The sequence below is a fragment of the Bacillus sp. PS108 genome (assembly GCF_037963335.1).
Lineage (GTDB): Bacteria > Bacillota > Bacilli > Bacillales > Bacillaceae > Bacillus > Bacillus subtilis.
The window spans coordinates 3,704,439-3,724,665 of the sequence record NZ_CP150155.1 but is presented as its reverse complement, the minus strand read 5'-3'; the positions used below and the strand labels follow the sequence as shown (position 1 = coordinate 3,724,665).

The following is a 20,227-nucleotide window of genomic DNA, read 5'->3' as shown; positions in this document are numbered from 1 at the left end:
TTTCATTATTGATAAAACAGATACATATAAGTAATAGAAAGGGAGTGTCCGACCTTGGGTATCAAACAATATTCACAGGAAGAGCTAAAGGAAATGGCTTTAGTTGAAATCGCTCACGAATTATTTGAAGAACATAAAAAACCAGTTCCTTTTCAGGAGCTTTTAAATGAAATCGCATCTTTGCTCGGCGTGAAAAAAGAAGAGCTTGGAGACCGCATCGCTCAATTTTATACAGATTTAAACATTGACGGCCGCTTCCTGGCGCTTTCTGACCAGACGTGGGGGCTTCGCAGCTGGTATCCGTATGATCAGCTTGATGAAGAAACTCAGCCGACAGTCAAGGCGAAAAAGAAAAAAGCGAAGAAAGCAGTCGAAGAAGATCTTGATCTTGACGAGTTTGAAGAGATCGACGAAGACGACCTTGATTTGGATGAAGTTGAGGAAGAACTCGATCTTGAAGCCGACGATTTTGACGATGAAGATCTTGACGAAGACGACGACGATCTTGAGATCGAAGAAGATATTGTTGATGAAGATGATGAAGACTATGATGATGAAGAAGAGGAAATTAAATAGTATCAGATTTCATCTTCAAAACGATCTTGACTTTCATAGTCGAACTATGTAGTATGTATTTTGGGCTCTTCAAAAACGAAGAGAGAACATAGTACGTTATGCTCCCTTTCAAGAAATTGAAAGGGAGCTTTCTTATTTTCACCCCTCATTTTTCTTATAAATCATTTAAAAGGCTAAATGATTTTTTATAAAATAGTACATTTTAAAAATGTAGCTAAGAGCGAAGAGAGGAGCAAACGAAATGACGAAATATATTTTTGTAACCGGGGGAGTTGTATCCTCACTTGGAAAGGGTATTGTAGCAGCTTCATTAGGGCGTTTGCTGAAAAACCGCGGACTGAACGTGACGATTCAGAAATTCGATCCATACATCAACGTTGACCCGGGAACAATGAGCCCGTACCAGCACGGTGAAGTATTCGTAACGGATGACGGCGCTGAAACAGACTTGGACCTTGGTCACTATGAGCGTTTTATCGACATTAACCTGAATAAATTCAGCAACGTGACAACAGGTAAAATCTATTCAACAGTTCTTAAAAAAGAACGCCGCGGGGATTACCTTGGCGGAACCGTACAGGTCATTCCGCACATCACAAACGAATTGAAAGACCGTGTTTACCGCGCAGGGAAAGAGACAAACGCAGATGTTGTCATTACAGAAATCGGCGGTACTGTCGGAGACATCGAATCACTGCCATTCCTTGAAGCGATCCGCCAAATGAAGAGCGACATCGGCCGTGAAAACGTAATGTACATCCACTGTACGCTCGTGCCTTACATTAAAGCTGCTGGCGAATTAAAAACAAAACCGACACAGCACAGCGTAAAAGAATTGCGCAGCTTGGGCATTCAGCCAAACATCATCGTCGTTCGTACAGAAATGCCGATTTCTCAAGATATGAAAGATAAAATCGCGCTTTTCTGCGACATCGATACAAAAGCGGTTATTGAATGTGAAGATGCGGACAACCTTTACTCCATTCCGCTGGAGCTTCAAAAACAAGGGCTTGATAAGCTTGTTTGCGAGCACATGAAATTGGCATGCAAAGAAGCGGAAATGTCCGAGTGGAAAGAGCTTGTTAACAAAGTCAGCAACCTGTCTCAAACGATTACAATCGGCCTTGTCGGCAAATACGTTGAGCTTCCTGACGCATACATTTCTGTTGTCGAGTCTCTCCGCCATGCGGGCTATGCGTTTGACACAGATGTAAAAGTGAAGTGGATCAACGCGGAAGAAGTGACAGAAAACAATATCGCAGAACTCACAAGCGGAACAGACGGCATCATTGTGCCGGGCGGATTCGGAGACCGCGGTGTTGAAGGAAAAATCGTCGCGACAAAATACGCGCGCGAAAACAACATTCCGTTCTTGGGCATTTGCTTGGGCATGCAGGTGGCGTCTATTGAATACGCACGAAACGTATTGGGCTTAAAAGGCGCTCACTCAGCGGAAATTGATCCGTCAACTCAATACCCGATCATTGATCTTCTTCCTGAACAAAAGGATGTTGAGGATCTTGGGGGAACGCTTCGTCTCGGCCTTTACCCTTGTAAGCTTGAAGAAGGCACGAAAGCCTTTGAAGTGTATCAGGATGAAGTGGTGTACGAGCGCCACCGCCACCGCTATGAGTTTAACAATGAATTCAGACAGCAAATGGAAGAGCAAGGCTTCGTATTCTCAGGCACAAGCCCTGATGGACGCCTTGTTGAAATCATCGAGCTGAAAGACCACCCTTGGTTCGTGGCTTCTCAGTTCCACCCAGAGTTCAAGTCAAGACCGACAAGACCTCAGCCTCTATTCAAAGGCTTTATCGGAGCGTCTGTCGAAGCTGCAAATCAGAAGTAATAAAAAAGACTTGCCGTTTGTCAAAAGCGGGCAAGTCTTTTTTATTTGTTTCCGGCAAGTTCCAGCATGTACAATAAGATATTATGCATACTCTTGCAGAATTTCTTTTAGTGTAAACGATAAAGCGTGATAGACATACAGTGCTGTCATTAATGAGGGAAACCCGTAACGGGTGCCGTCTTCATCGGGAACAAGCGGCATTTTTAATTTAGAATCAATATGCACATCACAATACTGTTCTATTCCCGCACTGTCTTTGGCTGCGGGCGATACGCATACGACTCCCGCACCTTTTTCATAAAGCTCTTTTGCGAGCGCCTGTTCTTCGGCTGTGCCCGTCCCTGAGCAAAACATCAGCACCCTGTCGCTTTCTGTCACTTCCTCAGCGCTTTCTGGAAAGGCTTTGACAGATGGGAAGGGTTCTTTGCTTTCGGTGGCCTCAAAAAAGACGCCCTGAAGCTCATTCGCTCCGTATAAATAAATGGAATGCCCGCTGATCACCGCTTGAGCAAGCAGCCGCGCCCCATCTTCAATCGCGTCAGATTCCTTATCCTGAATGCGGGAAAAAATACCTGTTAACTGCGTCGTGAATATTTTCAACATAAGTGAATCCTCCTTTATAACGTACAATATCAGTATACAACAAAAGAGAAAATGCTCAGAAAATGTCGTAAAGTAGACTATTATAATTAAAGGAAATAGGAAAATCAAACAGAATACATACAATACTGCTTACTTTTGACGAAAATCATAATATTGGGGTGTAAAATGATGAATGAAAAAATTTTAATCGTTGATGATCAATACGGCATTCGTATTTTGCTAAATGAAGTGTTCAATAAAGAAGGCTACCAGACGTTTCAGGCTGCGAACGGCTTGCAGGCGCTTGACATTGTGACAAAAGAACGGCCCGACCTTGTGCTTTTGGACATGAAAATTCCCGGCATGGACGGAATCGAAATCTTAAAACGGATGAAGGTCATTGACGAAAACATCCGGGTCATTATCATGACGGCATACGGAGAGCTCGACATGATCCAAGAATCGAAGGAATTGGGCGCTCTGACGCACTTTGCCAAGCCGTTTGACATCGACGAAATCAGAGACGCCGTCAAAAAATATCTGCCCCTGAAGTCTAACTGACAAAAAGAAGAAACAAATGAATCATGTCATTATGTTGCCGATTTGTCGAAAAGTTGGTATCCTAGTTATGGAGAAAAAGCGATCTGAGTATTTACATATGACAGCAATATATGGGTCATGCTAGGGTGGAAAGCTTTTTTCGCTAGAAGACAATCAGGCTACATAAGGAGGACATTCGACATGCCTTTAGTTTCTATGACGGAAATGTTGAATACAGCTAAAGAAAAAGGGTACGCTGTAGGACAATTTAACTTAAACAACCTTGAGTTTACTCAAGCGATTTTACAAGCAGCTGAAGAAGAAAAATCTCCAGTGATCCTTGGTGTTTCCGAAGGTGCGGGACGCTACATGGGCGGCTTCAAAACAGTCGTTGCTATGGTAAAAGCACTTATGGAAGAGTACAAAGTGACAGTTCCTGTTGCGATTCACTTAGACCACGGTTCAAGCTTTGAATCTTGTGCGAAAGCGATTCATGCAGGTTTCACATCTGTAATGATCGACGCTTCTCACCATCCATTTGAAGAAAACGTAGCAACAACTGCTAAAGTTGTTGAGCTTGCTCATTTCCACGGAGTATCTGTAGAAGCTGAGCTTGGAACAGTAGGCGGACAAGAAGATGACGTTATCGCTGAAGGCGTAATCTACGCTGATCCTAAAGAGTGCCAAGAGCTTGTTGAGCGCACTGGCATCGACTGCCTTGCACCTGCATTAGGTTCTGTTCACGGCCCTTACAAAGGTGAGCCAAACCTTGGCTTCAAAGAAATGGAAGAGATCGGAAAATCAACTGGTCTTCCGCTAGTTCTTCACGGCGGTACTGGAATTCCGACTGCTGACATCAAAAAATCAATTTCACTTGGTACAGCTAAAATCAACGTGAATACTGAAAACCAAATTTCTTCTGCAAAAGCTGTTCGCGAAACATTGGCAGCTAAGCCTGACGAGTACGATCCACGTAAATACCTTGGACCAGCTCGTGAAGCGATCAAAGAAACAGTTATCGGTAAAATGCGTGAATTTGGTTCTTCAAACCAAGCTTAATTCAATTGGAACTTTTTATAGCCGCCTGACAGCTTGACAGGCGGTTTTCCGTCTATCTTTAGAAAGCGCAATCATATTCGCAGTTCAGAAAATTTCTTAATCAGGGAGGCTTTTTGAAAATGTTATTCTTTGTTGATACAGCCAATATCGATGAAATTAGAGAAGCGAATGAATTAGGAATTCTCGCCGGTGTAACGACGAATCCTAGTTTAGTAGCAAAGGAAGCTAACGTATCATTCCACGACCGTCTTCGCGAGATCACAGACGTCGTGAAAGGGTCTGTAAGCGCAGAGGTTATTTCTTTGAAAGCTGAGGAAATGATCGAGGAAGGAAAAGAACTGGCGAAAATCGCTCCGAACATTACGGTGAAAATCCCAATGACGTCTGACGGTTTAAAAGCGGTAAGAGCACTTACTGACTTAGGCATCAAAACAAACGTTACATTGATCTTCAATGCCAACCAGGCGCTTCTTGCTGCCAGAGCGGGGGCAACATATGTATCTCCATTCCTGGGACGTTTAGATGACATCGGCCACAACGGGCTTGACCTGATTTCAGAAGTTAAACAGATTTTTGATATTCACGGCCTTGACACGCAAATCATTGCAGCGTCAATCCGCCATCCGCAGCACGTGACAGAAGCTGCTCTTAGAGGGGCTCATATCGGCACAATGCCGCTGAAAGTCATTCATGCGCTCACTAAACACCCGTTAACAGACAAAGGAATCGAACAATTCCTGGCAGACTGGAACAAATAATGAAAGGGGCGGCAAACAGCTTTATGCCTGTTTGCCGCGGCCTTTGTATTTCACCGACCTGATACAGCGGATCTTCAGATGCTGACGCCGCTTTACAGAGAAGGAATCATTGGGCTGCAGAAGCTGATATCGGAATGAAGGGTATGCGTACTGCTTTTGCCGGATGACGACGATGTCTCTCGAGCCGGCGGGTCTCTGTGCATCTTTTGAAACCTGTACCCCCCAAAGCTTCGCTATTTTCTTCCTGATATTTTACAATGTGTTGTATTCTTTCTCTTCGAATTGGCTAGATTTTGGACATGAGCTTTATTTGCAGAGACAGAATAAAATGACATTTTATTTAGCTCCGCAGCTATCTTCTTATGGAAGGAGACTATCATGGAAAAGTTGAATATTGCCGGCGGTGACTCGTTAAACGGTACAGTACATATCAGCGGCGCTAAAAACAGCGCTGTTGCGTTAATACCTGCAACCATTTTGGCAAATTCCGAGGTGACAATTGAAGGGCTTCCAGAGATTTCAGATATTGAAACGCTGCGTGACCTGTTAAAGGAAATCGGCGGCAACGTGCATTTTGAGAATGGGGAAATGGTTGTTGACCCTACGTCGATGATCAGCATGCCGCTTCCTAACGGGAAAGTAAAAAAGCTTCGCGCGTCATATTATTTAATGGGGGCGATGCTCGGCCGCTTCAAGCAGGCGGTCATTGGATTGCCTGGCGGCTGTCACTTAGGGCCCCGTCCGATTGATCAGCATATCAAAGGCTTTGAAGCACTCGGAGCTGAAGTAACCAATGAACAAGGCGCCATTTATTTGCGAGCTGAAAGGCTGAGAGGCGCACGGATTTATTTAGATGTCGTAAGCGTTGGGGCAACGATTAACATTATGCTCGCCGCTGTTTTGGCAGAAGGGAAAACGATCATCGAAAACGCTGCCAAGGAGCCTGAGATCATTGACGTCGCGACATTGCTTACCAGCATGGGCGCCAAAATCAAAGGTGCGGGCACCAATGTGATTCGAATCGACGGCGTGAAGGAACTGCACGGCTGCAAGCATACGATCATTCCGGACAGAATTGAAGCCGGGACATTTATGATTGCAGGGGCTGCAATGGGCAAGGAAGTCATTATCGATAACGTCATCCCCACTCATCTTGAGTCGTTAACGGCAAAGTTGAGAGAAATGGGCTATCATATCGAAACAAGCGACGACCAGCTCCTCATTGTCGGCGGGCAGAAGAACTTAAAGCCGGTTGACGTTAAAACCCTCGTATACCCGGGGTTTCCGACTGATTTACAGCAGCCGATGACGGCGCTACTGACAAGGGCGAAAGGGACGAGTGTCGTCACAGACACCATCTACTCGGCAAGATTCAAGCACATTGATGAGCTGAGACGAATGGGTGCCAATATGAAAGTAGAAGGCAGATCTGCCATCATCACAGGTCCTGTCGAGCTTCAAGGCGCAAAAGTGAAGGCGAGTGATCTGCGTGCCGGAGCCTGCTTGGTGGTAGCCGGACTGATGGCTGATGGCGTCACGGAAATTACGGGACTGGAGCATATTGACCGCGGATACAGCAGCCTTGAGAAGAAGCTTGAGGGGCTTGGAGCGACAATTTGGCGTGAAAGAATGACTGACGAAGAAATAGAACAGCTTCAAAATTCATAATGGTTTCTTGTGAGAGGAGATCGTGTTGAAATGGAAAGAAGTTTATCAATGGAATTGGTACGTGTGACCGAAGCTGCGGCATTGGCATCAGCAAGATGGATGGGCCGGGGAAAAAAAGATGAGGCTGATGAAGCGGCAACAAGTGCAATGAGAGACGTTTTTGATACAGTGCCGATGAAAGGGACTGTTGTAATCGGTGAAGGGGAAATGGACGAAGCGCCAATGCTGTATATCGGGGAAAAACTCGGAAACGGGTACGGCCCGCGCGTGGATGTCGCAGTTGACCCTCTTGAAGGCACAAACATCTTAGCAAGCGGCGGCTGGAATGCGCTGACGGTTATCGCGGTCGCAGACCATGGCACGCTTCTGAATGCTCCTGACATGTATATGCAAAAAATCGCAGTCGGTCCGGAAGCGGTGGGCTGCATTGACATCGAAGCACCTGTCATTGACAATCTTAAAGCGGTGGCAAAAGCGAAAAACAAGGACGTTGAGGACGTCGTTGCCACAATTTTAAACCGTGAAAGACACGCAAAAATCATTTCCGAGCTTCGTGAGGCCGGCGCCAGAATCAAATTGATCAATGACGGCGATGTCGCAGGCGCCATCAACACGGCTTTCGACCACACGGGCGTTGATATCCTGTTCGGATCAGGCGGCGCTCCTGAGGGTGTGCTTTCCGCTGTTGCGCTAAAAGCACTCGGCGGAGAAATCATTGGTAAACTTCTTCCGCAAAGCGAAGAAGAAATCACTCGCTGTCACAAAATGGGCCTTGATTTAAGCAAAGTCCTTCGCATGGAAGACCTTGTGAAGGGTGATGACGCGATTTTTGCAGCTACAGGGGTTACTGACGGCGAGCTGTTAAAAGGAGTTCAATTCAAAGGCTCTGTCGGTACAACTGAAAGCTTAGTTATCCGTGCAAAATCGGGCACTGTTCGTTTCGTTGACGGCAGACACAGCTTGAAAAAGAAACCAAATCTTGTAATCCGTCCATAACAAACAGAAAAAGCGGGTGTGAGCCCGCTTTAACTTTTGCAGAAAAGCGTCAACTCTATCAATTCCGTGTCAAAACCTTATTTCAGTTGAATAATTTTTTGAAATAAGGTAAAAATAAAGAGTGCTGCGAATTTTACTGCGTAATACCTTCTTTTAAGCACTAGGAAAGTTTCAATTTCTACCGCATACAGACGATATAAGTATTGATCTTCTCATGTTTTTGTCCTCGCTTCCTTCAAAACTCATTAAGACAATCCTTTTAACAAAAGCGCCGATCATGGGTGGAAGTGTTACCGATAGAAGTTCCTTTATGTTAAAAAAAGAATGTGCTTTGGCGGATGTTGTGCAAAAGCAGCAGATGACATGTTCAGAGTAAGATATTGACTATGAAAAGCGTGGTGTTTTTATGAAAGACGTATCTATTTCCTCTTTGGAAAATATGAAATTGAAAGAGCTTTATGAACTTGCAAGACATTATAAAATCTCCTATTACAGCAAACTGACAAAAAAAGAACTCATTTTCGCCATTCTGAAAGCGAATGCAGAACAGGAAGATCTGCTGTTTATGGAAGGCGTTCTTGAGATCATCCAGTCTGAAGGTTTCGGCTTCCTGAGACCGATCAACTACTCTCCAAGCTCAGAAGACATTTACATCTCAGCTTCACAAATCCGCCGTTTCGATTTGCGGAACGGAGACAAAGTATCTGGCAAGGTTCGCCCGCCAAAAGAAAATGAGCGTTACTATGGACTTTTGCACGTTGAAGCAGTAAATGGGGATGATCCCGAATCTGCAAAAGAGCGTGTGCATTTCCCGGCTCTTACGCCACTTTATCCGGATCGTCAAATGGTGCTTGAAACAAAGCCGAACTTCTTGTCTACAAGAATTATGGACATGATGGCGCCGGTTGGATTTGGGCAGCGCGGATTGATTGTTGCGCCGCCGAAAGCCGGAAAAACGATGCTGCTGAAGGAAATTGCCAACAGCATTACAGCGAACCAGCCTGAAGCAGAGCTGATCGTGCTTTTAATTGACGAAAGACCTGAGGAAGTAACCGATATCGAGCGCTCTGTAGCTGGGGATGTCGTCAGCTCAACGTTTGATGAAGTGCCGGAAAACCATATCAAAGTGGCCGAGCTTGTGCTTGAACGTGCGATGCGTCTCGTGGAACACAAAAAAGACGTCATTATCCTGATGGACAGCATCACACGGCTTGCCCGCGCCTACAATTTAGTGATTCCGCCAAGTGGAAGAACGCTTTCCGGGGGGATTGACCCAGCGGCGTTCCACCGTCCGAAACGCTTCTTTGGGGCTGCGAGAAATATCGAAGAGGGCGGCAGCTTAACCATTCTTGCTACGGCTCTGGTTGATACAGGTTCACGTATGGATGATGTCATTTATGAAGAATTCAAGGGAACAGGCAACATGGAACTCCATCTTGACCGCTCTCTTGCCGAGCGCCGCATCTTCCCTGCCATCGATATCCGCCGTTCAGGAACGCGCAAAGAAGAGCTGCTTGTGCCTAAAGAGCATCTTGATCGTTTATGGTCTATCCGCAAAACGATGTCTGATTCACCTGATTTCGCAGAAAAGTTCATGAGAAAAATGAAAAAAACCAAAACAAACCAGGAATTTTTCGATATTCTCAATCAAGAATGGAAACAGGCAAATCTATCATCTGCAAGAAGGTAAATTGTATTTGCAAAAGAAGTAAATCACTGATATAATTTTCTCATATGCGTTTCGGACAAATGCTCCGAAATAATAACTCTGTTTCCACACGGGATTCAGGGCGGAAGGAGATGGATACAATGAAAGCAGGAATTCATCCTAATTTCAAAAAAGCAACAGTTAAATGCGCTTGCGGAAATGAATTTGAAACAGGCTCAGTAAAAGAAGAGGTACGCGTTGAGATTTGCTCTGAATGCCACCCATTCTACACTGGCCGTCAAAAATTCGCTTCTGCTGATGGTCGTGTTGATCGCTTTAACAAAAAATACGGTCTTAAGTAATAATAGATTTCTCAACAGGCAAGCAGCAGTCTTGCCTGTTTTTTATATTGTCTAAAACACAGCTGGCAGAGAGAGGGGAGCGAAGCCTATGTACATAATGAAACAAAGCGGGTGGCTTGAGCTGATTTGCGGCAGCATGTTCTCGGGGAAATCTGAAGAGCTGATCAGAAGAGTGAAGAGAGCAACTTATGCCAAGCAGGAAGTCAGGGTATTTAAGCCTGTAATTGATAACCGATACAGCGAAGCTGCTGTTGTCTCCCATAATGGAACATCGATGACGAGCTATGCCATTTCGTCTGCTGCGGACATTTGGGATCACATCAGTGAAAGTACAGATGTGATTGCGGTTGATGAAGTGCAGTTTTTTGATCAGGAAATTGTTGAGGTTTTATCATCTCTTGCCGATAAAGGCTACCGTGTGATAGCAGCAGGCCTTGATATGGATTTTAGGGGAGAGCCGTTCGGTGTCGTCCCGAATATCATGGCGATTGCGGAAAGTGTGACAAAGCTGCAAGCTGTCTGTTCTGTTTGCGGATCACCGGCGAGCAGAACACAGCGCCTCATTGACGGCAAACCTGCTTCTTACGATGATCCGGTCATTTTGGTTGGTGCATCTGAATCATATGAAGCAAGATGCAGACATCATCACGAAGTCCCAGGTAAATCTAAAAAATAGTCCAAAACATGGGTATAAAGATAGAATGCACCGGCTAAAAACACCGGTGTTTTTTTTATATTCTGATAATATGCAATTAAAAAATTTAAATAAGTATATTAAAAAATTAAGTAATTTTCTTCCCTTGAATTTTGATTTTGACAGGCATACAATAGCTTACGTAATGTAAATAGTTTTGAGACATTGTTCGAATAATTGTCACAAAGTCGCATAAAGATCATGATCGGTCATATTTTAGATGGGTTATTACTTAACTTGGTTAACTATTTCAAGAAAGAAGGAGATTTGCTTGAATAACATAAAAAAAACGAAAGAAGGCCACTTAGAAACAACTCTTAGAGGAAAAGAAGTTTTATCTATTCCTACTTTAAATAAAGGCGTTGCTTTTTCACTAGAAGAAAGACAAGAACTCGGCTTAGAAGGGCTTCTGCCGCCAACTGTACTTTCTCTTGATCAACAAGCACAACGCGCGTACGAGCAATTCCAAGCGCAGCCTGACCGCCTTCGTCAAAATGTTTACTTAAGTGATCTTGCAAACCGTAACGAAGTTCTTTTCTATAAATTGCTGAAAAACCATCTTCGCGAAATGCTTCCTGTTGTGTACACGCCAACAGTTGGTGAAGCGATTCAGGAATACAGCCATGAATATAGAAGACCTCAAGGAATCTACTTGTCAATCGACAACATTGACGGTATTGAAAAAGCGTTTGAAAACCTTCATGCGACAGCAGGCGATATTGATCTTATCGTTGCTACTGACTCCGAAAGCATTCTCGGTATCGGTGACTGGGGTGTAGGCGGTATTAATATCGCAATCGGTAAATTGGCTGTTTATACTGCTGCAGCTGGTATTGACCCTAGCCGTGTTATCCCGGTTGTGCTTGATGTCGGTACGAATAACGAAAAACTTCTAAACGATCCTTTATATATTGGTAACAAGCATGAACGTGTTCAAGGTGAACGCTACGAAGCTTTCATTGACGCTTATGTAAAAGCTGCATTGAAATTCTTCCCTAAAGCGCTTCTTCACTGGGAAGACCTTGGCAACAAAAATGCACGCAACATCATGAAAAAATACAATCATGAAATCCTGACATTTAATGATGATATTCAAGGTACTGGCGCGATTACACTTGCAGGTGTGCTTGCCGCTATGAAGAAAACCGGCGCTTCTATTAAAGATCAGCGTGTTGTTATCTTCGGTGCTGGTTCTGCTGGTATCGGTATTGCTGACCAAATCCGTGACACAATGGTGCTTGCCGGATTATCTGAAGAAGAAGCTAACAAACGTTTCTACACACTTGATTACAGAGGCTTGCTGACTGAAGACATCGAAGGCATCCTTGATTTCCAAAAACCTTACCTTCGCAATGCGGATGAAGTGAAAGACTGGAAGCGCGATGAAAAAGGTCAAATTCCATTCGATGAAGTGGTTCGTCAAGCGAAACCAACGATCTTGATTGGTACTTCTGGGGTTTCAGGTGCATTCACAGAGGAAATTGTAAAAGAAATGGCATCTCACGTAGACCGTCCGGTTATCATGCCGATGTCTAACCCGACTCACCTTGCTGAAGCTGTTCCTGAAGATCTGTTCAAATGGACTGACGGAAAAGTGCTTATTGCAACAGGAAGCCCATTTGACAATGTAGAATACAACGGTGTTTCTTATGAAATCGGACAATCTAACAACGCATTCGCGTTCCCTGGTCTTGGACTTGGTTCAATTGTAGCTGAAGCGCGTATCATTACACCTGCTATGTTTGCTGCAACTGCTGATGCGATTGCTGAAATGGTTGATCTTGAAACACCTGGAGCAGGATTGCTTCCAAGCATTGATAAGCTTCAAGAGGTTTCTATCCAAGTTGCGATTGCCGTTGCTGAAGCAGCAATTAAAGACGGCGTGGCAAATCGTCAGCCTGAAGATGTGAAACAAGCGGTACTTGATGCAATGTGGACACCTGAATACAAAAAAGTCATCGCGAAATAATTAGCGAGTAAATTTTTCTGTCCGAGGGAAAGCTTTTTGTAAAGCTAAAGTATACGGACATAGGATTTGGAGGAGAATATTTTGAGCATCTTAGATATCTTAATCCTCCTGGCGCCGATCTTCTTTGTTATCGTGCTGGGTTGGTTTGCAGGACATTTTGGAAGTTATGATGCCAAGTCGGCAAAAGGGGTAAGTACGTTAGTAACGAAATACGCACTTCCAGCTCACTTTATCGCTGGTATTTTGACAACTTCCAGAAGTGAATTTTTATCACAAGTACCTTTAATGATTTCTTTAATTATTGGGATTGTTGGTTTCTATATCATCATTCTTTTGGTTTGCAGATTTATTTTCAAGTATGATTTAACGAACTCATCTGTATTTTCTTTGAACTCTGCACAGCCGACATTCGCATTTATGGGTATCCCGGTATTGGGAAGCTTATTCGGAGCGAATGAAGTTGCGATTCCGATCGCGGTCACAGGTATCGTGGTTAACGCGATTCTTGATCCGCTCGCGATCATTATCGCTACTGTTGGTGAGTCTTCTAAGAAAAACGAAGAGAGTGGCGACAGCTTCTGGAAGATGACAGGAAAATCAATCCTGCATGGTCTTTGTGAGCCGCTTGCAGCTGCTCCGTTAATCAGTATGATCTTGGTGCTGGTTTTCAATTTCACTCTTCCTGAGCTGGGTGTTAAAATGCTTGATCAGCTTGGAAGCACAACATCTGGTGTTGCTCTCTTTGCTGTCGGTGTTACCGTTGGTATTCGTAAAATTAAACTCAGTATGCCGGCTATCGGTATTGCGTTACTAAAAGTTGCGGTTCAGCCTGCTTTAATGTTCTTAATTGCTCTTGCTATCGGACTTCCGGCTGACCAAACAACAAAAGCAATCCTTCTTGTTGCATTCCCTGGTTCTGCCGTTGCAGCCATGATTGCGACTCGTTTCGAGAAACAAGAAGAAGAAACTGCAACTGCGTTTGTGGTCAGTGCGATTCTGTCATTGATTTCACTTCCAATCATTATCGCGCTTACTGCGTAACAAAAAAAGCTCCCTTTACGGGGAGCTTTTTGCTTTAGGTTTGAAATTTGAACAGTGACAGCAGCGGTTTTTTTCTCGTTTTGGTTTTTTCAGAAGCAGCAGCAGTCTCGGGGATCGGCTGAGCGGTGAATTCTTTCATTTGTGAGGTCAGTGATTGCAGATCTGCAAGAATATCATCGATTTCTCTGCGGTGCTGAAGCAGCTGGTAAGATACACCTTCATCGGCTTTTTGTTTCAGCTGGCGTTCCAGTTCCGACATCCTTGCCATCAATTCGCTTTCGTCCTGCCTTTGCTGTAAAAGGGTGTCCAGCTTTTGTTCAAGCTGCTCGATTCTTCGTTCTGTGTCGCTACTTGTTTTTTGGACAAGGAAGCCTGTGCGCTTTTTAGCGCTTTTCGGCAGATGAATATCCTGAATCGCCGTGCCTTCAGAGATTTGTTTTTGAACGGATTTTAGAACCTTCACGTCTTCTGCCGTGAACGAATAGTGTCCGAGCTCATTGCGTTCGGCCGGAAGATTCAGCTGCTTCACCCACCGCTGCACCGTTTTTGCGGAGACGCCGAGTTCACTTGCTACCATATTTGTATTCATGATCCCATACCTCCTTTTAAGCTAGGTATTCGACCATAGAATGCGGTTCCCTTCCCGTTAGACAAAACAAGAAAAGATTCGGCAAAGAAAGTGGGTATCTCCTTTTTTTCTTCAAAAACTGTTATTGTTCATACAGTTCTAATGGAAGCTGGTCAGGATCAAAAAAGAAGGTGAAACGCTTGCCGGTCAGCGGATCTGTTCTGATTGGCTCTGTTTCGATTCCTTTTTCATGAAGCTCCTGAACCGCCTTATCCAAGCTGACGACTGTAAAGGCGAGGTGACGCAGGCCTGCGGCTTCAGGCCGGGTTTGTCGTTCGGGCGGATCGGGAAACGAGAACAGCTCAATGACATACGAGCCGTTAAGCGACAAATCAAGCTTATAGGAGCCGCGCTCTTCGCGGTACGTTTCTTGAATCACCTGAAAACCAAGCTTATGTACGTAGAAAGCTTTCGACTTTTCGTAATCTGAACATATGATTGCAATATGATGTATGGATTTCAGCAACATCATCCCTCCTCGAATTCCAGTATAGCAGAGGGAGCTTTTCCAGATGGGATTGAAATGCTTTTGACTGGGGTTAATCACTATACTATAATGAGAATGTTACGCACAGGAAAACAGAGGTGAAGACCGTGTTAGACCGTTTAAAATCAATTGAAGAACGATACGAGAAATTAAATGAGCTTTTGAGCGATCCAGAAGTAGTCAACGATCCGAAAAAGCTAAGAGAATATTCAAAAGAGCAATCTGATATACAAGAAACAGTTGACGTATATAGACAATACAGAGATGCGTCAGAACAGCTGGCTGATGCAAAAGCGATGCTTGAAGAGAAGCTGGATGCTGAGATGCGCGACATGGTGAAGGAAGAGATTTCTGAACTTCAGAAGGAAACGGAAACACTGTCCGAACGCCTGAAGGTGCTCCTGATCCCGAAAGATCCTAATGACGACAAAAACGTTATTATGGAGATCCGCGGGGCTGCGGGAGGCGAGGAAGCCGCTTTATTCGCGGGCAACCTGTACAGAATGTATTCCCGTTATGCTGAGCTTCAAGGCTGGAAAACAGAGGTCATGGAAGCGAATGTAACCGGAACGGGCGGCTACAAAGAGATCATCTTTATGATTACAGGAAGCGGCGCGTATTCTAAACTCAAATATGAAAACGGCGCCCACCGCGTGCAGCGTGTTCCGGAAACAGAATCCGGCGGCCGTATCCATACATCCACTGCAACAGTAGCATGTCTTCCTGAGGCAGAAGAGGTAGAGGTTGACATTCATGAGAAGGATATCCGTGTCGATACGTTTGCTTCAAGCGGACCGGGCGGACAAAGCGTTAACACAACAATGTCTGCGGTTCGTCTGACTCATTTGCCGACAGGTGTTGTTGTATCATGCCAAGACGAAAAATCTCAAATTAAGAACAAAGAAAAAGCAATGAAGGTTCTCCGTGCCAGAATCTATGATAAATTTCAGCAGGAAGCCCAGGCTGAATATGATCAAACACGGAAATCAGCAGTCGGATCTGGTGACCGCTCTGAACGTATCCGCACATACAACTTCCCGCAAAACCGTGTGACGGATCACAGAATCGGTTTGACGATTCAAAAGCTTGATCAGATTCTTGAAGGAAAACTTGACGAAGTGGTTGAAGCGCTGATTGTTGAAGATCAGGCAAGCAAGCTTCAGCAGTCGGAAGGTTAAGATGAAGACGATATTCGAAGCCCTGAAATGGGCTTCTTCTTATTTAACCGAAGCGGGAAGAGAAGAAAATGCTGCCGAGCTCCTATTGCTTTATGATACCGGAATGGAGAGAAGCAAACTGCTCGCAAGCTTACAGGAACCGATTGGTGAAGACGAGCTGTATCGCTTTAAGCGTCACGTTGAGATGCATAAAGAGGGCGTGCCGGTTCAATACATTATAGGAAAAGAGTTTTTTTATGGACGGGAATTTATGGTGAATGATGATGTGCTGATCCCGCGGCCGGAAACTGAAGAAGTTGTCTTTCATTTGCTTGAAAAATATCGGAGTGTCTTTTCTGAAGACGGCAAGCTCGAAGTTGTTGACGTTGGTACAGGGAGCGGCGCAATAGCCGTCACGCTTGCGCTTGAAAACCAAAACTTTTCTGTGTCGGCGGTCGATATTTCGAAAGAGGCGCTGCAAGTCGCCTCTGCCAATGCAGAAAAACTCGGAGCAAATGTGCGCTTTTATCAGGGCGATCTGCTTGAGCCTTTTATTAAGGCGGGAAAAAAAGCGGATATCATTGTCTCAAACCCGCCATATATTTCAGAGGAAGAAATGGCTGATCTATCGGAAATTGTCCGTTTTCATGAGCCGCTGCACGCTCTCACCGATGGCGGAGACGGGCTGAAATTTTATAAGCGGTTTATGGAAGACATTCCGCTTGTCATGAAGGATAAAGTATTTGTCGTTTTTGAAATCGGATGGAACCAGGGAGCGGCGGTCAAAGACCTGATCCTCAAGGCGTTTAAGGGAGCGGAAGTGGAAGTGCTGAAAGATATTAATGGAAAAGACAGAACCATATGCGCTCTGATTCATAAAAATAAATAAGCAGCTTGCTGGCGAGTGAATGGATCAAGCTGTTTAACACCAGCAAAGGGGATGTAAACATGAAAAAGGCCCTGACAGCAGGAATCCTGCTCATTGCGATTGAGAGCATGATTGGCACTATTTTTCCGCAGGCTCTTTCATATGAAGCGATTTTTGGCGTTGCGTCTCTCGCTTTAGTGGGGCTCGCGATCATTACATCGGGTTTGGCTGTAAGCGGAAGCGATCAGCGGGCAAACTACCATTCAGAAACCAAAGAAGGCCGTACATCTCGCATGAAAATGGCGGCCGCTTTCTTTGTTGCGGCGATACCTTCCATTCTATGTTATTTGCTGACGATTTTGTTTTAATAAAAAAGGAAGCCTCTTAGGCTTCCTTTTTTTGCAGTAAAACAGAATCCCATATCCAATAGATAAGAGCTGTTAATACAGCGAAAAGATAGAAGGCTGTATTTTGAAACAAAGATTGTCCCGAAGGCTGAAGCACGCCGAAAATGATCGCGTTGGCAATAAAAGCAGCGGCAAGGTAATACAGCAGATACAAAGGGCTGAACCGTTTCGGCTTTTTATTCATCATGATTTGAAGCGGCAGTGCGAAGATCAAATAAGGAAACAGAAAATAAAATGCCATTGTGATGAGAGCGGCAATGATAAATGAATGAATATAAATTACTGAATAAAGAACGGACATCGTGAATGCTGATAACAGCACTGTATAATTGTATTTCATCTTAAACCTCCTAAAACACTATCGTACCATAAATAAGATTAACAGCTTGCTAGATTTTTTTCACCCTGCACGTTTACCCCCGGCTCTCCTTGTCCATAATAGGGCTAGAAACAAAGCACGGAGAGGAACGGTGGGGACCGATGAAAAAAACAGTAATCATTTGTATATATATCTTTCTTTTATTATCTGGAGCGCTCGTAGGGCTGGCAAAAGAAGAGACGGCACAGAAATCGGAAAATCAGCCGGTGGTCATACCGGATCAGGCGATTCGTTTGAGAATATTGGCAAACAGCGATAGTGATCAAGACCAGCAATTAAAACGTCATATAAGAGACGCGGTGAATAAAGAAATCACAACTTGGGTAAAGGATATTACTTCTATTGAAGAAGCGCGTCGCGTGATTCGTTCAAAGCTGCCTGAAATCAAAGCAATTGCAAAGGAAACAATGGAGAAAGAAGGAGCGAATCAGTCGATATCCGTTGATTTTGACAAAATCTCGTTTCCGACAAAGCTTTACGGCAACATGGTATATCCTGCCGGTGAGTATGAAGCGATTTTGATTACGCTTGGAAACGGAGACGGCGCCAACTGGTGGTGTGTGCTGTTCCCGCCCCTCTGCTTTCTCGATTTTTCTAACGGGGAAGCCGTCAAAGAACAAGAAGATAAAGAAGCCTCAAAAAAGCAGACTGAAAAAGTGCTTGAGGACGTAACCGCTAAAGCGGAAAAAGCCAAAAAAGAAGAGAACGAAGAAAAAGAAGACGGCACAGAAGTGAAATTCTTTTTAGTCGAATGGATTTCCGACCTTTTTTCCTAATCATCTGGTCTAAAAATAGATTTGCCTCATAGATTGGAAGAAAGAACGCAAAAACGGGGTGAACGGATGTTTTATCAACTGCGGGTGGCAAGGGAAAAAGACGGAGATGTGCTCGAGGCATTTTTAAAACAGGCAAAAACCAACTATGAAGGCGTGAAAGAAGGCTTCACTCAATTTCTTATGCTGGAGGACAGTGAGAAAAACATTGCCGGATGCCTCGGTATTGAAAAAATAAGCTGTGACCAGGGGCTGCTGCGATCACTTGTCATATCGGACAAGCTTCACCAAGGCCACATTGTCACGCTTTTTCAAAGCATGGAGGTGCTGTGCGAAAAGCATCAGATCAAAACCGTGTACCTAGTAGCAAATCAGCATTCCTCTGCGGACTTTCTGACGGCCATGGGTTTTGAAAGAGCTGAGAGTGTACCGGAGGAGCTGTTTTCTTCTGATCACTTCTGTGAATCGCGGCAAACAGAAGGAGCCGTTTTGATGAAAAAAGCGTCTGGATAAGTGCAGTTTATACACATACTTATCCACTTCTTTATTAGCGTTGTCCACAATTTGTGGATAACGCTTGTTTTATTACAGGACATCTTTTATACTTTCAAAAGGATTACACGCGTAAAACAATTGTTTTATTGTTGTGAATAAGGAGTTTGGTCAGAAATGAAAACGAAAAGATGGTTTGTGGATGTAACTGACGAGTTATCCACAAATGATCCACAAATTGCACAAGCAGCCGCTTTGTTCCGAGAAAATGAGGTCGTTGCCTTTCCGACAGAAACAGTATATGGCCTAGGCGCAAACGCAAAAAATACGGATGCCGTCAAAAAAATATATGAGGCGAAAGGGCGGCCGAGCGATAATCCCCTGATTGTCCACATTGCGGATATCAGCCAGCTTGAGGATTTAACGGGCCCGGCGCCGGAAAAGGCGAAAACATTGATGAAACGGTTTTGGCCGGGAGCACTTACGCTCATTCTGCCTTGCAAACCTGATGCGCTTTCACCTCGTGTAACGGCAGGTCTTGAAACGGTTGCCATTAGAATGCCGGATCATCCGCTTGCCCTTGCATTGATTCGCGAATCGGGACTGCCGATTGCAGCACCGAGCGCCAATCTATCAGGCAAGCCAAGTCCCACAAAAGCGGAGCATGTGGCACACGACTTGGATGGCCGCATAGCCGGTATTATGGATGGAGGCCCTACCGGAATCGGGGTCGAATCAACCGTGCTTTCATGTGCGGACGACATCCCTGTTCTCCTGCGTCCGGGCGGCATTACGAAGGAACAAATTGAAGCGGTGATCGGGCCGATTCATGTGGATAAAGGGCTCAGCGACCAAAACGAGAAGCCGATTTCTCCAGGGATGAAATATACACATTATGCGCCGACAGCGCCTCTTGCCATTTGCGAAGGCAGCCCAGAGCGCATTCAGCACCTCATTCAAGAATATCAACAGGGCGGAAGACGGGTCGGTGTCCTGACGACAGAAGAAAACGCGGGCGTTTATTCCGCTGATTATGTGAAGAGCTGCGGAAGACGGGCTCAGCTTGAGACTGTTGCGGCAGGGCTGTATGATGCTTTGCGCAGCTTTGATGAGAATAAGGTGGATTTCATTATAGCGGAATCCTTTCCGGACACAGGTGTCGGTCTTGCTATTATGAACAGGCTGATGAAAGCCGCCGGAGGAAGAGTGATTCGCTGAAAGCAGTCAGATGTTCTAACCCTTTTTGGACACGCATAGGCTAAAAAAGCGGGGCGTGTCCAAGGGGGTTATTTAT

General features: G+C 44.8%; 23 protein-coding genes. 19 read left to right on the top strand and 4 right to left on the bottom strand.

All coding sequences use genetic code 11. The features are described from left to right. Positions 1–54 precede the first annotated feature (54 nt). Complete coding sequence (rpoE, locus tag NSQ16_RS19380; protein ID WP_014665742.1) at positions 55–576, top strand: DNA-directed RNA polymerase subunit delta; 522 nt, start codon at positions 55–57, stop codon at positions 574–576. Between the two features lie 241 nt (positions 577–817). Beyond that, on the top strand, positions 818–2,425 hold the full coding sequence (gene pyrG, locus NSQ16_RS19375; RefSeq protein ID WP_003227612.1) for a CTP synthase (glutamine hydrolyzing): 1,608 nt from the start codon (positions 818–820) through the stop codon (positions 2,423–2,425). An 81-nt stretch (positions 2,426–2,506) separates the two neighbouring features. Here pyrG and NSQ16_RS19370 read toward each other — a convergent pair whose 3' ends face one another. Beyond that, entirely contained in the window at positions 2,507–3,028 is a 522-nt protein-coding gene (locus NSQ16_RS19370) for a DUF2529 domain-containing protein (protein ID WP_014481199.1), read from the bottom strand. Positions 3,029–3,193: 165 nt separating this feature from the next. Between NSQ16_RS19370 and spo0F the strand changes: the two genes are divergently transcribed. The 11 genes from spo0F to NSQ16_RS19315 all read left to right on the top strand — a co-directional run bounded on the left by spo0F (position 3,194) and on the right by NSQ16_RS19315 (position 13,742). Next, positions 3,194–3,568 (top strand): sporulation initiation phosphotransferase Spo0F, encoded by a 375-nt coding sequence (gene spo0F / locus NSQ16_RS19365; RefSeq protein WP_003227621.1) that lies wholly within the window; start codon positions 3,194–3,196, stop codon positions 3,566–3,568. Between the two features lie 180 nt (positions 3,569–3,748). Next, positions 3,749–4,606 carry a class II fructose-bisphosphate aldolase gene (locus NSQ16_RS19360; protein WP_003243339.1) on the top strand — a complete coding sequence of 286 codons (858 nt, stop codon included), beginning with the start codon at positions 3,749–3,751 and terminating at the stop codon, positions 4,604–4,606. A gap of 119 nt (positions 4,607–4,725) precedes the next feature. After that, positions 4,726–5,364, top strand: a complete 639-nt coding sequence (fsa, locus tag NSQ16_RS19355; RefSeq protein ID WP_003227626.1) for a fructose-6-phosphate aldolase — start codon at positions 4,726–4,728, stop codon at positions 5,362–5,364. A 378-nt stretch (positions 5,365–5,742) separates the two neighbouring features. After that, positions 5,743–7,032 (top strand): UDP-N-acetylglucosamine 1-carboxyvinyltransferase, encoded by a 1,290-nt coding sequence (locus NSQ16_RS19350; protein ID WP_003227628.1) that lies wholly within the window; start codon positions 5,743–5,745, stop codon positions 7,030–7,032. A 30-nt stretch (positions 7,033–7,062) separates the two neighbouring features. Then, positions 7,063–8,028, top strand: coding sequence for a class II fructose-bisphosphatase (gene glpX, locus NSQ16_RS19345; RefSeq protein ID WP_003242962.1), 966 nt, complete (start codon positions 7,063–7,065; stop codon positions 8,026–8,028). Positions 8,029–8,242: 214 nt separating this feature from the next. Continuing rightward, a complete protein-coding gene (locus NSQ16_RS19340; RefSeq protein ID WP_003227632.1) occupies positions 8,243–8,404 on the top strand; it encodes a hypothetical protein in 162 nt (53 codons plus the stop codon). Positions 8,405–8,434: 30 nt separating this feature from the next. Then, positions 8,435–9,718: a transcription termination factor Rho gene (gene rho / locus NSQ16_RS19335; RefSeq protein ID WP_003221939.1), complete on the top strand. Its 1,284-nt coding sequence runs from the start codon at positions 8,435–8,437 to the stop codon at positions 9,716–9,718. A 119-nt stretch (positions 9,719–9,837) separates the two neighbouring features. After that, the gene (gene rpmE / locus NSQ16_RS19330) at positions 9,838–10,038 is read left to right on the top strand and encodes a 50S ribosomal protein L31 (protein ID WP_003151132.1); all 201 of its coding nucleotides are present in this window, start codon (positions 9,838–9,840) and stop codon (positions 10,036–10,038) included. An 88-nt stretch (positions 10,039–10,126) separates the two neighbouring features. After that, entirely contained in the window at positions 10,127–10,714 is a 588-nt protein-coding gene (locus NSQ16_RS19325) for a thymidine kinase (protein WP_014478269.1), read from the top strand. Positions 10,715–11,003: 289 nt separating this feature from the next. Continuing rightward, positions 11,004–12,701 carry an oxaloacetate-decarboxylating malate dehydrogenase gene (gene malS, locus NSQ16_RS19320; protein ID WP_003244309.1) on the top strand — a complete coding sequence of 566 codons (1,698 nt, stop codon included), beginning with the start codon at positions 11,004–11,006 and terminating at the stop codon, positions 12,699–12,701. An 81-nt stretch (positions 12,702–12,782) separates the two neighbouring features. Continuing rightward, positions 12,783–13,742: an AEC family transporter gene (locus tag NSQ16_RS19315; protein ID WP_003242497.1), complete on the top strand. Its 960-nt coding sequence runs from the start codon at positions 12,783–12,785 to the stop codon at positions 13,740–13,742. Positions 13,743–13,776: 34 nt separating this feature from the next. Here NSQ16_RS19315 and racA read toward each other — a convergent pair whose 3' ends face one another. Further along, the gene (gene racA / locus NSQ16_RS19310) at positions 13,777–14,331 is read right to left on the bottom strand and encodes a chromosome-anchoring protein RacA (protein ID WP_015251007.1); all 555 of its coding nucleotides are present in this window, start codon (positions 14,329–14,331) and stop codon (positions 13,777–13,779) included. 121 nt (positions 14,332–14,452) lie between these two features. Next, the gene (locus NSQ16_RS19305) at positions 14,453–14,839 is read right to left on the bottom strand and encodes a VOC family protein (protein WP_015251008.1); all 387 of its coding nucleotides are present in this window, start codon (positions 14,837–14,839) and stop codon (positions 14,453–14,455) included. A gap of 125 nt (positions 14,840–14,964) precedes the next feature. Here NSQ16_RS19305 and prfA point away from each other — a divergent pair, with 125 nt between their 5' ends. Genes prfA through NSQ16_RS19290 form a run of 3 tightly spaced genes read left to right on the top strand, consistent with a single transcriptional unit; the run spans position 14,965 to position 17,250 of the window. Further along, entirely contained in the window at positions 14,965–16,035 is a 1,071-nt protein-coding gene (gene prfA, locus NSQ16_RS19300; protein WP_003227645.1) for a peptide chain release factor 1, read from the top strand. Position 16,036: 1 nt separating this feature from the next. Beyond that, positions 16,037–16,903, top strand: a complete 867-nt coding sequence (gene prmC, locus NSQ16_RS19295) for a peptide chain release factor N(5)-glutamine methyltransferase (RefSeq protein WP_015251009.1) — start codon at positions 16,037–16,039, stop codon at positions 16,901–16,903. Between the two features lie 59 nt (positions 16,904–16,962). Then, entirely contained in the window at positions 16,963–17,250 is a 288-nt protein-coding gene (locus tag NSQ16_RS19290) for a DUF5316 family protein (protein WP_038429779.1), read from the top strand. Positions 17,251–17,266: 16 nt separating this feature from the next. On the opposite strand, the gene NSQ16_RS19285 is transcribed toward NSQ16_RS19290, so the two are convergent. Further along, positions 17,267–17,629 (bottom strand): UPF0715 family protein, encoded by a 363-nt coding sequence (locus NSQ16_RS19285; RefSeq protein ID WP_014478265.1) that lies wholly within the window; start codon positions 17,627–17,629, stop codon positions 17,267–17,269. Positions 17,630–17,769: 140 nt separating this feature from the next. On the opposite strand from NSQ16_RS19285, the gene spoIIR reads away from it, so the two are divergent. The 3 genes from spoIIR (at position 17,770) to NSQ16_RS19270 (ending at position 20,151) form a co-directional block, all read left to right on the top strand. After that, positions 17,770–18,444: a stage II sporulation protein R gene (gene spoIIR, locus NSQ16_RS19280; protein WP_003227654.1), complete on the top strand. Its 675-nt coding sequence runs from the start codon at positions 17,770–17,772 to the stop codon at positions 18,442–18,444. Positions 18,445–18,510: 66 nt separating this feature from the next. Next, the gene (locus NSQ16_RS19275; protein ID WP_042975493.1) at positions 18,511–18,954 is read left to right on the top strand and encodes a hypothetical protein; all 444 of its coding nucleotides are present in this window, start codon (positions 18,511–18,513) and stop codon (positions 18,952–18,954) included. Positions 18,955–19,110: 156 nt separating this feature from the next. Continuing rightward, on the top strand, positions 19,111–20,151 hold the full coding sequence (locus NSQ16_RS19270) for an L-threonylcarbamoyladenylate synthase (RefSeq protein ID WP_327836361.1): 1,041 nt from the start codon (positions 19,111–19,113) through the stop codon (positions 20,149–20,151). Positions 20,152–20,227 lie beyond the last annotated feature (76 nt).

Coding starts and splice junctions, on each gene's coding strand:
- pyrG (WP_003227612.1), top strand. CDS start 818: ATGACGAAATATATTTTTGTAACCGGGGGAGTTGTATCCTCACTTGGA.
- NSQ16_RS19370 (WP_014481199.1), bottom strand. CDS start 3,028: ATGTTGAAAATATTCACGACGCAGTTAACAGGTATTTTTTCCCGCATT.
- spo0F (WP_003227621.1), top strand. CDS start 3,194: ATGATGAATGAAAAAATTTTAATCGTTGATGATCAATACGGCATTCGT.
- NSQ16_RS19360 (WP_003243339.1), top strand. CDS start 3,749: ATGCCTTTAGTTTCTATGACGGAAATGTTGAATACAGCTAAAGAAAAA.
- fsa (WP_003227626.1), top strand. CDS start 4,726: ATGTTATTCTTTGTTGATACAGCCAATATCGATGAAATTAGAGAAGCG.
- NSQ16_RS19350 (WP_003227628.1), top strand. CDS start 5,743: ATGGAAAAGTTGAATATTGCCGGCGGTGACTCGTTAAACGGTACAGTA.
- glpX (WP_003242962.1), top strand. CDS start 7,063: ATGGAAAGAAGTTTATCAATGGAATTGGTACGTGTGACCGAAGCTGCG.
- NSQ16_RS19340 (WP_003227632.1), top strand. CDS start 8,243: ATGTTTTTGTCCTCGCTTCCTTCAAAACTCATTAAGACAATCCTTTTA.
- rho (WP_003221939.1), top strand. CDS start 8,435: ATGAAAGACGTATCTATTTCCTCTTTGGAAAATATGAAATTGAAAGAG.
- rpmE (WP_003151132.1), top strand. CDS start 9,838: ATGAAAGCAGGAATTCATCCTAATTTCAAAAAAGCAACAGTTAAATGC.
- NSQ16_RS19325 (WP_014478269.1), top strand. CDS start 10,127: ATGTACATAATGAAACAAAGCGGGTGGCTTGAGCTGATTTGCGGCAGC.
- racA (WP_015251007.1), bottom strand. CDS start 14,331: ATGAATACAAATATGGTAGCAAGTGAACTCGGCGTCTCCGCAAAAACG.
- NSQ16_RS19305 (WP_015251008.1), bottom strand. CDS start 14,839: ATGTTGCTGAAATCCATACATCATATTGCAATCATATGTTCAGATTAC.
- prmC (WP_015251009.1), top strand. CDS start 16,037: ATGAAGACGATATTCGAAGCCCTGAAATGGGCTTCTTCTTATTTAACC.
- NSQ16_RS19290 (WP_038429779.1), top strand. CDS start 16,963: ATGAAAAAGGCCCTGACAGCAGGAATCCTGCTCATTGCGATTGAGAGC.
- NSQ16_RS19285 (WP_014478265.1), bottom strand. CDS start 17,629: ATGAAATACAATTATACAGTGCTGTTATCAGCATTCACGATGTCCGTT.
- spoIIR (WP_003227654.1), top strand. CDS start 17,770: ATGAAAAAAACAGTAATCATTTGTATATATATCTTTCTTTTATTATCT.
- NSQ16_RS19275 (WP_042975493.1), top strand. CDS start 18,511: ATGTTTTATCAACTGCGGGTGGCAAGGGAAAAAGACGGAGATGTGCTC.
- NSQ16_RS19270 (WP_327836361.1), top strand. CDS start 19,111: ATGAAAACGAAAAGATGGTTTGTGGATGTAACTGACGAGTTATCCACA.